The sequence below is a fragment of the Arthrobacter sp. NPDC093128 genome (assembly GCF_040683875.1).
Lineage (GTDB): Bacteria > Actinomycetota > Actinomycetes > Actinomycetales > Micrococcaceae > Arthrobacter.
In genome coordinates this window covers 1-13598 of record NZ_JBFBEY010000049.1, presented here as the reverse complement: position 1 = coordinate 13598, position 13598 = coordinate 1, and the positions used below count along the sequence as shown (strand labels likewise).

Below are 13598 nucleotides of genomic sequence, written 5' to 3'. Positions count from 1 at the left end.
GCGATGGGCGCCATGGTGGTGGGCGGCCGCCCGGTGAAGCCTGACGCCGTCGACCTCCGCTGGGTCTCCGCCATCCTCTACAAGAACCAGACCGTGGAGGAGACCGGCGTCGCCGCCGGCGTCCTGGACCACCCGGCCAACGGAGTGCACTGGCTCGCCAACAAGATCGCCGCGCACGGGGACGGCATGAAGGCCGGGGACATCATCCTCGCCGGCTCCTTCACGCGCCCCCTGTGGGTGTACAAGGGCGACACCGTCCACGCCGACTACGGACCCCTCGGAGTTGTCACATGCCGCTTCGAGTAGAACCGGACCCAACTTTCCGGCACGTCCTGGCCGCGACGGACCGGTCCCTCGCGGGGATGTGGGTGTGTTCCGGCAGCCCGCTGGTGGCGGAGCTGTGCGCCGGGGCCGGCCTCGACTGGCTGCTGATCGACGCCGAACACAGCCCCAACGGGCTTGAATCCGTCCTTGCCCAGCTCCAGGCCGTCCACGGCTACCCTGTCCAGGTGCTGGTCCGGCCGCCCGTCAATGACACCGTGCTGATCAAGCAGTACCTGGACCTGGGCGTGCAGAACCTGCTCATCCCGATGGTGAACTCCGCCGCTGAAGCCGAAGCAGCAGTGGCCGCCACCCGGTACCCGCCGCACGGCGTCCGCGGGGTCGGTTCGGCTCTGGCCCGCGCTGCGCGCTGGAACCGCATCCCGGACTACCTCGCGCGGGCGGCGGAAACCGTCAGCGTCACTGTCCAGATCGAGTCGGAGGCAGCCGTCGCTGCCGTGGAGGAGATCCTCGCGGTCGACGGTGTGGACGCCATCTTCCTGGGGCCCTCCGACCTGGCGGCATCCATGGGCTTGCTGGGACAACAGGAACATCCCAAAGTGCGCGCCGCCGTCGAACTCTGCCTCGGTGCCGCCACAGCGGCCGGGAAGCCCGCAGGCGTCAACGCCTTCAACAAGGACACCGCCCGCAGCTACCTCGCTGCCGGCGCCTCGTTTGTGCTGGTGGGCGCCGATGTCGCCATCCTGGCCCGCGGCTCAGAAGCCCTCGCCGCCGAATACATCCCGCCGGCCGCGGCCGTTGAGCCTGCCGGCGAGACCCCCGCCAGTTACTGACCCGAACCGCCTTAGCGAAGGACTCCCCCATGACAGTCTCACCTGCGATCACCCCTGCCCTTTTCGCGGAACGCGAAGCCTCGCTGCTCGCTTCCGTCCCCACCGGCCTGCTGATCGGCGGCCAGTGGCGGGACGCGTCCGACGGCGGCACGTTCGACGTCCACGATCCCGCCACCGGAGACGTGCTTGCCACGCTCGCCTCCGCCACCAGTGAAGACGCCCTCGCTGCACTCGATGCGGCGGATGCCGCGCAGGCGTCCTGGGCCCGGACCGCCCCGCGGGTGCGGGCCGAGATCCTGCGCCGCGCCTTTGACCTAGTCACCGAACGGGCCGAGGACTTCGCACTCCTGATGACCCTGGAAATGGGCAAGCCCCTGGCCGAGGCCCACGGTGAAGTGACCTATGGGGCGGAGTTCCTGCGCTGGTTCTCCGAAGAAACGGTGCGGGATTATGGCCGCTACCTCACCACCCCCGAGGGCAAAAACAAGATCCTCGTCCAGAAAAAGCCGGTAGGCCCGTGCCTGCTCATCACCCCATGGAACTTCCCGCTGGCCATGGCCACCCGCAAGGTCGCACCCGCCGTCGCCGCCGGCTGCACCATGGTCCTCAAACCCGCCAAGCTCACCCCGCTCACGGCGCAGTACTTCGCACAGACCATGCTCGACGCCGGATTGCCCGCCGGCGTCCTCAACGTCGTCGCCTCCGCCAGCGCCTCTGGGATCTCCGGCCCGCTCCTGCAGGATCCGCGGCTGCGGAAGGTCTCCTTCACCGGCTCCACCCCGGTGGGCAAACGCCTCATCGCCGACGCCGCGCAGAACGTCCTCCGCACCTCCATGGAACTCGGCGGCAACGCACCGTTCATCGTGTTCCAGGACGCGGACCTGGACAAGGCCGTCGAAGGCGCCCTGGCGGCCAAAATGCGGAACATGGGCGAAGCCTGCACTGCTGCGAACCGCTTCCTCGTCCAGGAATCCGTCGCGGAGGAGTTCACGGCCAAGTTCGCCGCCGCCATGGGTGCCCTGGCCACCGGCCGCGGGACGGAACCGGCCACCCAAGTCGGCCCGCTCATCGACGCCGGAGCCCGCGACGACGTGCACGCCCTGGTGGCCGCCGCCGTCGACGCCGGCGCCACCGCCGTCACCGGCGGCGCACCTTTGGAGGGGGCCGGCTACTTCTACCCGCCCACCGTGCTGGCCAACGTCCCGAACGACGCCGCGATCCTGCGCCAGGAAATCTTCGGACCGGTGGCTCCGGTCACCACGTTCGCCACGGAGGAGGACGCCATCCGGCTGGCCAACGCCAGCGAATACGGCTTGGCCTCCTACATCTACAGCCGCGACTTCAACCGGCTGCTGCGGGTCGCCGAACAGATCGAGTTCGGCATGGTGGGCTTCAACGCCGGCGTCATCTCCAACGCCGCCGCCCCGTTCGGCGGCGTCAAGCAGTCCGGCCTCGGCCGTGAAGGCGGCTCCGAAGGCATCGCCGAATACACCACCACGCAGTACATGGGCATCGCCGACCCCTACGCCTCCTGACTTTCAACACTCCATCAAGAACCACAACACGCGGGTCACAATGTTGTGCCCTCAGGAAAAGAGACACCATGAGCGCTCTGCCGCATCAACAGCCCAAGTCGGAACGGGACAACCGCCGAGTCGCGTTCGCCACCATTGTCGGGACCACTGTCGAGTGGTACGACTTCTTTATCTACGCCAATGCCGCCGGCCTGGTTTTCGCCAAGCTATTCTTCGAACCCGCCGGCAATGACATCGCCCTGCTGATCTCCTTCGCATCGGTTGGCCTGAGCTTCCTGTTCCGGCCCTTGGGCGCGTTCCTCGCCGGGCATTTCGGTGACCGGCTGGGGCGCAGGGCCATGCTGGTCCTCACACTCGTCCTGATGGGTGCCGCCACCACGTTGATCGGTGTCCTCCCCACTTACGAGACGGCCGGCCTCGCTGCTCCGATCTTGCTGCTGCTCCTGCGCATCCTGCAGGGCATCTCGGCCGGGGGCGAATGGGGCGGCGCCGTACTGATGGCCGTCGAGCACGCGCCCCGGTCCAAGCGCGGCCTGTTCGGTTCGTTCCCGCAACTCGGAGTCCCCCTGGGTATGCTCCTTGCCTCCGGCGTCCTCAGCCTGATGTCCGGTGTGATCTCACCCGGGGCGGCTTTTGTGGAGTGGGGCTGGCGTATCCCGTTCCTGCTGAGCTTCGTGCTGATCATCGTGGGCTTCATCGTCCGCCGAAGCGTAGAGGAGAGCCCCGTCTTCGCGGAAATCGCTACCCGGAAACAGCAGACCCGCGTTCCCATCGTGGAGCTGTTCAAGAAGCACTGGCTGTTGGTAGTCCTTGCGGCCCTGGTCTTCGCCGGCAACAATGCCGCGGGCTACATGACCACGGGCGGCTACATCCTCAGCTACGCCACGGCTCCCAAGGGACTGGCCATGGACCGCACCGCGGTGCTCCTGGCCGTCACGGCCTCCGCCGCGCTGTGGTTCGTCTTTACGCTCATTTCCGGCTACCTCGCCGACAGCATCGGCCGTAAGAAGACGTACCTGATTGGGTATGCCTGCCTGATGGTCACGTTCTTCCCACTATTCTGGCTCATCAACACCGGAAACATCTGGGCTATGTTGCTCGGTTTGTCGCTGTTCAGTGTGGGACTCGGGCTGACCTACGGACCGCAGGCCGCCCTCTACAGCGAACTCTTCCCCGCGTCCATCCGGTTCTCCGGGGTTGCCATCTCCTATGCCTTGGGCGCGATCATCGGCGGCGCCTTTGCCCCGACCATCGCTACCGCGCTGGTCCAGGCCACCGGAACCACGATGTCCGTGTCCGCCTACCTGCTGATTGTTGCCCTAATCTCAACGGGTGCCGTGCTGGTCATCCGTGAACGGAAGGGCATCGACCTGGGCATCGACAACCAGGCCGAGCAGGAGGTCGGCGCCACGATCTTCGACAAGCGGGTGCCCGCCGTCGCTGCGGACATCGCCGCCAAAGTCTGACGCAACCGCCCGTTTCCCGGGCCCTCGGCGCCGAAGAATGCGGGGGCCCCGGTAGCGTGAGGCATTCCGGTCCGCGTGCTCAGCTGTGGACCGCCGTCGGGCTCTGGCTGGCGGCTACCGTCGGGCGTATTCTTGACGCACTGGCACGCGTGATAGCTGGATGCAAATGGCGCCGAAGAAGCGATTGGGTTCTCGTCTGGCCGCAGCCTTGGGAAGGCTGGTCGGATTTATTGCCGTGAGCGCCATCTGTGGGGTCCTGGCCGCCAGCCTCGTGGCCCCCAGCGTGGCAGCCGCCGGGGTGACGGTCAGCAATTCGATCACGTTCTTCAACAGGCTGCCCGGTGACCTCACGGTCGATCCTCCGTCGCAGTCCACCAAAATGGTGACCGCAGACGGTCAGCCCATCGCCACGTTCTACGCCGAGAACCGGGTGCGGGTCACCCTCGACCAGATGTCGCCGTTTATCAAGGCCGCGATCATCGCGATCGAGGACAGCCGCTTCTACGAGCATGGCGGCCTGGACCCGCAGGGGATCCTCCGGGCGCTGACGTTCAATGTCACCCAGGGCGGCCGTCAGGGCGCGTCCACGCTCACCCAGCAGTACGTCACCAACGTCATCAATGAGTCGCATCTGTCCGCGGATCAAAGCGAGCAGATCGTCCTCAGCGGGCAGAAGACCATGGGCGACAAGCTGCGGGAAATGAAGCTCGCCGTTGAGCTGGAAAAGAAGTTCACCAAGGACCAGATCCTTGAGGGGTACCTGAACATCGTGTTCTTCAACCGGGACGCGTACGGCATCGAGGCCGCCGCCCGGCATTTCTTTAGCACCTCCGCCAAGGACCTCACGTTGCCGCAGGCGGCGCTGCTGGCCGGGCTGGTGAACAGCCCCAGCTTCTACGACCCCGCCGTCCACCCGGAGAACTCTCTGCAACGCCGCAACCAGGTCCTGGGCAATATGCTGGAGCAGGGGAAAATCACCCAGGCCGAGCACGATGCCGCCGTCGCCACCGGTGTGGAACTGAAAATCACGCCGGGCCGGCAGGGCTGCGCCGCCGCCGTCATTGCACCGTACTTCTGCGACTACGTGTCCCACCTGATCCTCAACAACCCCGCCTACGGAGCGGACCTCAACGACCGCGAGAGGCTGCTGTACCGCGGCGGCCTGACCATCGTCACCACGCTGGACAGCAGGCTGCAGGCCGCTGCCCAGGCCCAGGTAGACGCCACCGCAGGCGCAAATCCGGACAAGTGGGGCGCCGCCCTGGTTACTATCCAGCCCGGGTCCGGCAGGATCCTTTCCATGGCGCAGAACACCGTGTTCCTGCCGGCGGAAGGGAAGTTCGACACCCAACTGAATTTCAACGTCGATTCCAGGGATGCCAACGGCAATGACCTCAACGGGGCCGGCGGGTTCCAGCCCGGATCCACCATGAAGCCGTTCACCTTCGCGGAATGGCTAAACGAGGGCAAGTCCCTGAACGCGATGATCGATGCGTCCCGGCGGACCTATCCGCTTAACTTTCCGTGGCGGTCCAGCTGCGCAAAGGTGCTCGGAGCCTACAGCACGGCCGAGAAGAATGCCGGGCTGGGTGCAGCGGACGACCTCAAGAACAACGACGAGGGGTATTACCGGCCCATGCCCATCAACTACGGCCTCTACAACTCCATCAATACGGCAACCTTTGCGACCGCCGCGCAGCTGGACTTCTGCGGCATCCAGAAGATGGTGGACGCGGTGGGAATCCACAGCGGGCTGGACGGCGCCCAGGTGAACATGCATCAGCTCGGCAACCTGCTGGGCGCCACCGAGGTGGCTCCCCTGCACCTGGCGAACGCCTTTGCCACCTTCGCCAATGACGGCCGGTACTGCAGCCCGATCGCCCTCGCGGACGTCAGTGACCCTGCCGGGCGTCACCTTCCCGCCGAGGCCGCCCAGTGCCGGCCCGCCGTCAAGCCCGAGGTTGCCCGCGGCGTCAACGCGGTGCTGCAGGACGTGCTCAAGATGGGTTCCGGCGTCTACATCAACCCGAAGGTCCAGAGCAAAGTTCCGGTGGCGGCCAAGACGGGAACGTCCAACAACAACGGCGCCACCTGGGTGGCAGGCTTCACTACGGGCCTGGCCACGGTGTCCTTCTTTGGAGACACGCTTGAGGGCCAGAAACGTGCCGGCCAGAACGTCACCATCAACGGCACCTTCTACAAGAACATCGACGGCTACATGCTTGCAGGCCCGCAGTGGGCCAACTACATGCTGGCGGTGGCCGGGCTCTACCCGGCGGCCGCGTTCCCGCCGCCGCCGCCGTCCATGAGCATCAACCCGCCGCCCCCGACGCCGCCGCCACCTGGCCGGTAGGAAGCGTCAGGCCCGTCTGAGGACGCCGGCCCGTGGCCGGTAGCAAGCATCCCGCTGTCGTCCTCGTGCGTGTTCGGGAACGGTGAAATCCCGGTCATCTCAACGAAACGTGCCCCAATTCTGCCCCGCCTATCAGATCAGGACGTTGCGAATCCGCGGGATCCGCGTCGTTGCAGGGATCCCGGGGGTCCGGCGGTGCAATCGCCAGACTTTCGAAGAGGCATCGTTAACCTGCCCGAAACAAGACGGTCACGTGATCTTCACGCAGGCTCCGTTCCTGTAACTTACCCGCAACTTAGCGCCCCATTGCCGGAAACACGGAGCGTGAAATATTGACCGGGGGCGTGGCCCGGAATCACTCGAGGTCCCGTACAGAAGACTTGATGAGAAGGGACACGCAGGTGGAAATCACTGCGGAAAACGTCTGGGTGCTGATGTCAACGGCGCTCGTGCTGTTCATGACGCCCGGCCTCGGCCTCTTTTACGGCGGCATGACCCGCGCCAAGGCGGCCCTCAACATGATCATGATGAGCTTCATCTCCGTCGGCATCGTCGGCGTCATCTGGGTCCTGTGGGGTTACTCCATGACCGGCGGCGAAGGCGTGCTGGGTATCTTCGGCAACCCGTTCGCCAGCTTCGGACTCAGCAACCTCATCGGGTCTCCGGACCTCATCAAGGCAGCCTACTCGGGAACTTTCGCCATGGTCACGGTCGCCCTCATCAGCGGCGCCATCGCGGATCGCGCCAAGTTCAGCTCCTGGGTGCTCTTCGTGCCCATCTGGGTCACCCTGGTGTACTGCCCGCTCGCCTACATGGTCTGGGGCGGCGGCCTGCTGGGCGCTGACGGAGCCGTCACCGCCGTGTTCGGGCAGGTCATCGACTTCGCGGGCGGCACCGTGGTGGAGATCAGCTCCGGCGTGGCTGCGCTGGTCCTGGCCGTCATTGTGGGCAAGCGCCAGGGCTTCGGCAAGGACCCCAACCACCGGCCGCACAACATCCCCTTCATCATGCTGGGCGCCGCCATCCTCTGGTTCGGCTGGTTCGGCTTCAATGGCGGCGCCGCAACCACGGTGGAGCAGGCCGGCCTGATCTGGATTAACACACTCGCGGCCCCGGCCGCGGCGATGCTCAGCTGGCTGGTCACCGAGAAGATCCGCCACGGCCACCCCACCTCCCTCGGAGCAGCCTCGGGCGTGGTTGCCGGCCTGGTGGCCATCACGCCCTCCTGCGCCAACATCAGCCCGGTGGCGGCCATCTGCCTGGGCCTCGTGGCGGGCGCCCTCTGCGCGATCTTCGTGGACCTGAAGTACCGCTTCGGCTTTGACGACTCCCTCGACGTTGTGGGCGTCCACCTCGGCGGCGGCCTCATCGGCACGCTGGCTCTTGGCTTCGTTGCACTGCCGGCGGACGGCCAGGGCGGAGGCCTCTTCTATGGCGGAGGCTTCCAGCAGCTCGTGGCGCAGACCGTTGCCGTACTGATCACTGTCCTGCTCTCCGGCCTGGTGACCGCCGTCCTGGGCGTGGCCATTCACAAAACCCTCGGTTTCCGGGTCAGCGAGGAAGCCGAAACCGCGGGCGTGGACCTGTCCGAACACGCCGAGACGGCCTACGCATTCGGTGAGCTGTCGCGCAGCCGGTTCAACCCGTTCCACCACCACGCAACCGCGCCGGAAGGCACGTACAAGGAAACCGCCGCACCGCAGGACGCGGATGCGGAGCGGGAGAAGGAAGAAAGCTACGCCTAGGGCTTCGCAGCGGGCGTAGGGCCGGGGTTGAGGGGCCGGCGGCGGTTTGGGAAGGCCCCCCGGACGTGCCGGGAGTCGTGCCGTCGGCCCTACTCACATTCTAGGAAGCGGGGCGCCGCCGGACCATAGGCCGTAATGCCCTAGCCGCCGCGCCTGAACAATTAGGTCACACGATTGGGTCTTTTTGATCGGATCGAACAGGCCTACCGTGGTCACAGGGAGCCGCCCGACCGGGCAGCCGAGACACGGAGGATCCTTTCTCATGACAACGCACGTCGCAGACTGCAGCGTTTCCAACTGTTCCTTCAACGACCATTCGAATTGCAATGCCGCCGCCATCACGGTGGGCGGAACCCAGGATCATGCATCCTGTGCCACCTTCATCGACACCGGCATGCACGGCGGCCTGCCCAAGGTCCTGGCCGACGTCGGAGCCTGCCAGCGCTCGGAATGCGTCCACAACGACCATCTGATGTGCAAGGCGACCGAAGTCCATGTGGGACCCGGCGCCGACAACGCGGACTGCCTCACCTACTCGCACGCGTAGCGGGCACCACTAACTGATAGCAGAGGAACGACGGCGGGACTTCCCGCCGTCGTTCCCTTTCGTTCCGGACCGCCCGGCAGGTCCGGGCAGTCAGTCGTTGCGGGGCTTTCCCAGCTCCTGGGTTTCCGGCTCAGTCGCCTCGGCGTCGGGTGTCTCCAGCCAGTTCACCACGCTGCTGCCGCCGTGCGCCCGGTTGAGTGTCTCCTGCAGGGCGTCGGCTTCCTGGGCCGCCAGGTCCAGTTCGGACACCGCGGTCATGACTCCGCGGGCACTTTCATTGTGCGGGCGGGAGTAGTGCGTCCCTGCCGCCGCCGCCCGGTGCCATTGGGCCAGTTCCCGGATTGTCTGGGCGATGGAGCCCTGCGTTTCCTGGAGGCTGCGGAGGATCTCGTGGCTGTCCGAGGGTGCGTCCAGGTTCCTGGCTGCGCGGGCGAGGTAGCGGGCCGCTTCCTGCATCTGTTGCGCCGCGCGCCGTGGTCCGTTCGTGTCTGACACCGTAATGCTCCTTCGCGTGGGCCGTCATCGGATGGACCCTATTGTCCTCCTTGACAGCCCTGCGGCTTCGGGCGCTAGATGATCAGTAGTGGGGCGTCCACCAATTCACAGCAGGAACCACAGCAAAGGGAGCGGACATGAGCGAGAACCCACAGGCGTCGGAGCGTGTCCACAGCGAGGCTCCGGCCGAGGGCGACGAGAACGCTGATCCGAGGGATATCAGGGTTCATTCGCAGGACCCGGCCGAAGGTGCCGACATCCCGGACGTGGCGGCCGCCGGCGGCTGAACGGTTGTGGACATCGTCGAATTCCTGTCCGAGCGCATCAGGGAGGACGAGGCCGCGGCCCGCAAGATCCTGAGCGACCGCACGGTCTCCGAATCAGGCAGGTGGTACGAACACCGCCTGTTGCTGGAGTGCGAGGCGAAGAAGAGGGTCATCCGCATTGTCGAATCGGCCCGGCAGACGGCGCTGGCCACAATGGTCAGCGACCCGTTCGAGGAGGAGTCCCGCTGGATTCCGGAGGCCATCGAATGGACCACGCGTTCACTGAAGGCGCTGGCATTGCCCTATGCCGACCATCCGGATTTCGAGGAGGACTGGCTGTAGGCCGCTGCCTGGCTAGCCGGCGGGCCGCAGTGAGGTGATCATCCGCCTGATGTCACGGTACTCGGCGGTCTCCGTGTAGGCCTTGGCTTTCTCCAGATACGGCAGGGAGGCGTCCCCCGGGGTTTCATTGTTCGCCGGACTGTAGAACGCCCCGAACATGGCGGCGCTCGGGGGCCAGGTGAAGAAGTGGAAGATGGCGCATGCCGAGTCCCCCGAGGGCGGCGGGCCTGACGTGATGCCGTAGGCCGCAGCCGGGGTATCTGCCGGCCCGGGATCCGTCACGGTCCCACGCGTCTCAAACACAAACCGGGGCGTGGCACCCTTCAGGGTCAGCGCCGTCAGGTCCTGCGAGTCCAGGACGGCGTATGGGTGCTGGTCCACGCAGGTGGAGCCTGTTGCCATATTGGTCCGGAGGGTGGCCAACGGTTTCCCCGCAGGATTAGTGATCTCGGCAAAGGCGCCACCGCCCTCGGCCAGCTCGCCCGCCGGGTCCTCCACGCTCCACGCGGCCGGAAGGTCGAAGATCAGCTGGCCGTCCGCCGTCGTGTAGGTGGTCCAGGCGGCCGACGGCGTGGAAGCTCCGGTAGCCTCGGGGCCTTTCGTTTCGCCCTGGGCGCTAGATCCCGGCGGTGCCGTTGCCGTCACGGAGGCCGGCAGGTCGCTCGCATTCTGCGACGCGGGCCCTGGGGGCGCGGACTGCTGGCCGCAGCCGACCAGCACGCAGGCAAGAAGAAGGCCGGCAGGGGACATAAACCGGGAAAATACTCGTGAGCGCATGCCATCCTCCTTGATGAGCTGGCGCTGGTCTCTTCATTGTGGCGCTGCACCGGGCCGTCGGAACCTTCGTCGGCCTAATTGCCGCTGAACCGTTGCCTGGCATGACGATTTGTTGCACGCGCGAAATATCCTCGGCCGCGACGGTGTTGGCCCGGACATGACAACAATCGGAATCATCGGTGCAGGACACATTGGAAGCCAGATTGCCCGCAAGGCGGTGCAGTTGGGCTATGACGTGGTCATCAGCAACTCGAGGGGCCCCGAAACCCTGATGGGCCTCGTGGCGGAACTGGGACCCCGGGCCCGGGCGGCAACTCCGGCGGAAGCGGCCGCGGCCGGCGATTTCGCCGTCGTGACCGTGCCGCTCAGAAGCATCGGGGACCTTCCGGTGCCGCCATTGGAGGGCAAGGTCGTGATTGACACGAACAACTACTACTGGGAGCGGGACGGCCGGTTCCCGGAGCTCGACAGCGGCCAGGCCACGACGTCCGGTTTGCTGCAGAAGCACCTTCCCACGTCCAAGGTGGCCAAGGGCTTCAACCACATCATGGCAAAGGAGATCGCCACTGACGGGGCCCCCGCAGGCACAGCAAACCGCCGCGCGCTTGCCACGGCCAGCGACTATCCCGAAGCGGCTGAACTGGTGACCAGGTTCTACGACGAGTTCGGCTTCGACACGGTCAACATCGGCCCGCTGTCCGAAAGCTGGCGGGTGGAACGCGACCGCCCGGCGTACGTCGTGCGCCAGAACGCGGCCGAGCTCACCGAGAACCTCGCCCGGGCTCCCCGCACCATCTGACGCTGAGATCTGACGACTAGGCCCGCTTTCTCACGTGCTGCCGTCCCGGATCCGCCGCCACCAGGAGCGCTTTATTTCAGGCTCCGGTGGCGGCGGCGCTGCGGCTACTGCCGCCCGGCGTTCGTGCCATCGTTCCACTTCGGCGTCTATGTCACGGGTCTTGGTAACAACGGGTGGACCGCCCTGTAGCTGGCGGCGGGCATCGATCACCCGCCTGTTGAAGTCCTGCAGGATGTCGCGGACCTGCTTCTCCGAGTATTGGGCGTCCAGCCTGCCATCCAGCTCGGCGTCCTCGGTGCGCAGGAGGATGGCTTTCGGCCCCATGCCCGTGATGTTCTCGCGCTGGATCAGTCCCTTGACCCACCAATCCGGATCGTAGCCCTCGCCCAGCCCGGGGATGGGTTTGCCGGTGTACTTCAGGTTGTCGAACTTCCCCTGCGCCATGGCGTCCCTGATCAGGTATTCGGCCCTTCTGGCGTCATCCACCTTCCTGCGCTTTTCCCGTTCCTTTTCCTCGGCAGCGGTAAGCTCAGCTTCCTCCTGGGCTGTGATGCCGGTGGCGCGGACGGCGCGCAGTTCGGCGGCACGTTCCACCCGGCGCCTGAACGCGCCACCGGCTCCTTCACTGGGCATGTTCCCACCGTCCCCGGCCGATCCTGGATAACCTGCCTTCCAGTATTCAGAGGCCCCGGGCAAGTTTCAATGAACCCGCCGATCCTAAAATTGTTCTATTGGGGCAGTCTGGAAAGGGTGTGAGACCGATGGCAGGGCATTACGCTTCCGGGGTCTGGCATGTAAGGCAAGGGAACGACGAGCAATTCGTGCAAAAGTGGACGGAATTTCTTCAGTGGTCGCGGGAGAACTACCCGTCGATGGTGGTGGCCAGACTCCTGCATGACAAGGGTGTCCCCGGACGCTACATGTCGTACTCGGAGTGGACTGACGAATCCTCCCGGGACGCATGGAAGCAGGATCCCGAGTTCAGGACCCGCTTCGGTGCGAGAGTTTTTGTCCACATAATGGGTCCAAAAGGGGCCCGAAACTCCGATTATCTGGACAAAAACTCCACTGCTACTTCACTTGCCTGAGCCTTAACGGGAGAGCTTGGCGGCGTCCGGTTTGAGGTCGCCGATGTGTCCGGGCGCGTTGGCGGCAAGCACGCGTTCCACGAAGGCCCCGTATTCCTCCATGTAGTGGCGCAGGAAGTCCGCGGTGCCCTCGTCGGTGACCGTTCCGTCGTCGGCGAAGACAGCCGGGTTGAACTTAACGTACGCCTCGGGCGCGTTCAGCTGCGGCGCGTCGAGGAAGCTGAGGACGGCACGCATGGAGGACTGCATCACGGCTGTGCCGATGCTGCCCGGCGAGGCGCCGATGATGCCGGTGGGCTTGCGGGCGAAGGAGTTGGTGCCCCAGGGGCGGGATCCCCAGTCGATGGCATTCTTGAGCGCTCCGGGGACGAGGTCCTCTGGAGCCAGTTTGATCAGGGCGTTGGCGAGGGTGCGGTTGATGGAACCGCGGGCCACGCTTCCGACGAAGTAGCCGATCTTGAACGTTGCCATGAGCACAGAACGCGGGTGTCGGCCAGAGGTTCGAGGGCGACGGGTCTCAGGTGGAAGGTGTGCTTGGATCCGACTTCGGACGGACAACAACGAGCATGCGACAGCCGCCGCCGCTCAGGTACGGTCCGTGACGCATGCCCGGTGGGCGGCACGCGTACATACCGGTTGTAAAAGTTTTCCCGAGCGTCAGATCGGTGAGTTCCCCCGAGAGAATCATGACCTCCTCCCAGTAGTCGTGGACGATCACGCCGCCGGCTATGGTGTCGGCACCGGGCTCATAGTGTTGGAGCAAGGTCGAATCTCCGCTAACAGGGTCCGCAGCGAGTACCTGCTCCCAAATTCCGCGTTCGGCGTCGCCGTTCGCCTTCTGCCAGTCAGCGGGGGGTTCGTGGAACTCCAGCTCTGGTTTGCGCATTGCATCTCCTTCAGTCTCCACCGCCGGGTTAAGCGCCTGATCCCGGGGCACCAAATAACAGCCGGAAGCGGGGGGGGGGGGGGGGGGGGCGGGGGGGGGGGGGGGGGTGTTTGTGGGAGTGGGGTATTAAAACAAAGGGAGAGGGCCGATAAAGACGAAAAAAAAGGAAACAAAGTAAAGAGGA

Annotated in this window: 15 protein-coding genes and 1 pseudogene; 11 read left to right on the top strand and 5 right to left on the bottom strand. The window is 65.6% G+C overall.

Annotated features, from left to right (window positions below):
- The 7 genes and pseudogenes from AB0N24_RS26950 to AB0N24_RS26920 all read left to right on the top strand — a co-directional run.
- Positions 1–306 (top strand): annotated as a pseudogene (locus AB0N24_RS26950) (2-oxo-hepta-3-ene-1,7-dioate hydratase); the annotation flags it as partial.
- Positions 291–1115, top strand: a complete 825-nt coding sequence (locus tag AB0N24_RS26945) for an HpcH/HpaI aldolase/citrate lyase family protein (RefSeq protein WP_364131524.1) — start codon at positions 291–293, stop codon at positions 1113–1115. The pseudogene AB0N24_RS26950 and the gene AB0N24_RS26945, both read left to right, overlap by 16 nt.
- Before the next feature lie 29 nt (positions 1116–1144).
- Entirely contained in the window at positions 1145–2650 is a 1506-nt protein-coding gene (locus AB0N24_RS26940) for an NAD-dependent succinate-semialdehyde dehydrogenase (RefSeq protein WP_364131521.1), read from the top strand.
- A gap of 68 nt (positions 2651–2718) precedes the next feature.
- The gene (locus AB0N24_RS26935) at positions 2719–4116 is read left to right on the top strand and encodes an MFS transporter (RefSeq protein WP_364131518.1); all 1398 of its coding nucleotides are present in this window, start codon (positions 2719–2721) and stop codon (positions 4114–4116) included.
- A gap of 166 nt (positions 4117–4282) precedes the next feature.
- Entirely contained in the window at positions 4283–6469 is a 2187-nt protein-coding gene (locus tag AB0N24_RS26930; RefSeq protein ID WP_364131515.1) for a transglycosylase domain-containing protein, read from the top strand.
- Between the two features lie 383 nt (positions 6470–6852).
- A complete protein-coding gene (locus tag AB0N24_RS26925; protein ID WP_364131513.1) occupies positions 6853–8214 on the top strand; it encodes an ammonium transporter in 1362 nt (453 codons plus the stop codon).
- Positions 8215–8476: 262 nt separating this feature from the next.
- Positions 8477–8761, top strand: coding sequence for a DUF1540 domain-containing protein (locus AB0N24_RS26920; RefSeq protein WP_364131511.1), 285 nt, complete (start codon positions 8477–8479; stop codon positions 8759–8761).
- Between the two features lie 90 nt (positions 8762–8851).
- On the opposite strand, the gene AB0N24_RS26915 is transcribed toward AB0N24_RS26920, so the two are convergent.
- Positions 8852–9256, bottom strand: coding sequence for a hypothetical protein (locus AB0N24_RS26915; RefSeq protein ID WP_364131509.1), 405 nt, complete (start codon positions 9254–9256; stop codon positions 8852–8854).
- Positions 9257–9393: 137 nt separating this feature from the next.
- On the opposite strand from AB0N24_RS26915, the gene AB0N24_RS26910 reads away from it, so the two are divergent.
- Both AB0N24_RS26910 and AB0N24_RS26905 read left to right on the top strand, forming a co-directional pair.
- The gene (locus AB0N24_RS26910; protein WP_214949006.1) at positions 9394–9543 is read left to right on the top strand and encodes a hypothetical protein; all 150 of its coding nucleotides are present in this window, start codon (positions 9394–9396) and stop codon (positions 9541–9543) included.
- Positions 9544–9549: 6 nt separating this feature from the next.
- Positions 9550–9864 (top strand): DUF6221 family protein, encoded by a 315-nt coding sequence (locus AB0N24_RS26905; protein ID WP_055807707.1) that lies wholly within the window; start codon positions 9550–9552, stop codon positions 9862–9864.
- A 12-nt stretch (positions 9865–9876) separates the two neighbouring features.
- On the opposite strand, the gene AB0N24_RS26900 is transcribed toward AB0N24_RS26905, so the two are convergent.
- Entirely contained in the window at positions 9877–10641 is a 765-nt protein-coding gene (locus tag AB0N24_RS26900; protein ID WP_364131507.1) for a hypothetical protein, read from the bottom strand.
- A gap of 157 nt (positions 10642–10798) precedes the next feature.
- Here AB0N24_RS26900 and AB0N24_RS26895 point away from each other — a divergent pair, with 157 nt between their 5' ends.
- Positions 10799–11440: an NAD(P)-binding domain-containing protein gene (locus AB0N24_RS26895; RefSeq protein WP_364131504.1), complete on the top strand. Its 642-nt coding sequence runs from the start codon at positions 10799–10801 to the stop codon at positions 11438–11440.
- Between the two features lie 30 nt (positions 11441–11470).
- On the opposite strand, the gene AB0N24_RS26890 is transcribed toward AB0N24_RS26895, so the two are convergent.
- Positions 11471–12073, bottom strand: a complete 603-nt coding sequence (locus AB0N24_RS26890) for a DUF1992 domain-containing protein (RefSeq protein ID WP_364131502.1) — start codon at positions 12071–12073, stop codon at positions 11471–11473.
- Positions 12074–12201: 128 nt separating this feature from the next.
- Here AB0N24_RS26890 and AB0N24_RS26885 point away from each other — a divergent pair, with 128 nt between their 5' ends.
- Complete coding sequence (locus AB0N24_RS26885) at positions 12202–12528, top strand: antibiotic biosynthesis monooxygenase family protein (protein ID WP_364131500.1); 327 nt, start codon at positions 12202–12204, stop codon at positions 12526–12528.
- 3 nt (positions 12529–12531) lie between these two features.
- Here the strand turns inward: AB0N24_RS26885 and AB0N24_RS26880 are convergent, their stop codons facing one another.
- Both AB0N24_RS26880 and AB0N24_RS26875 read right to left on the bottom strand, forming a co-directional pair.
- A complete protein-coding gene (locus tag AB0N24_RS26880; RefSeq protein ID WP_364131497.1) occupies positions 12532–12999 on the bottom strand; it encodes an NADPH-dependent FMN reductase in 468 nt (155 codons plus the stop codon).
- Between the two features lie 46 nt (positions 13000–13045).
- Entirely contained in the window at positions 13046–13414 is a 369-nt protein-coding gene (locus AB0N24_RS26875; RefSeq protein WP_364131495.1) for a cupin domain-containing protein, read from the bottom strand.
- Between the last annotated feature and the right edge of the window lie 184 nt (positions 13415–13598).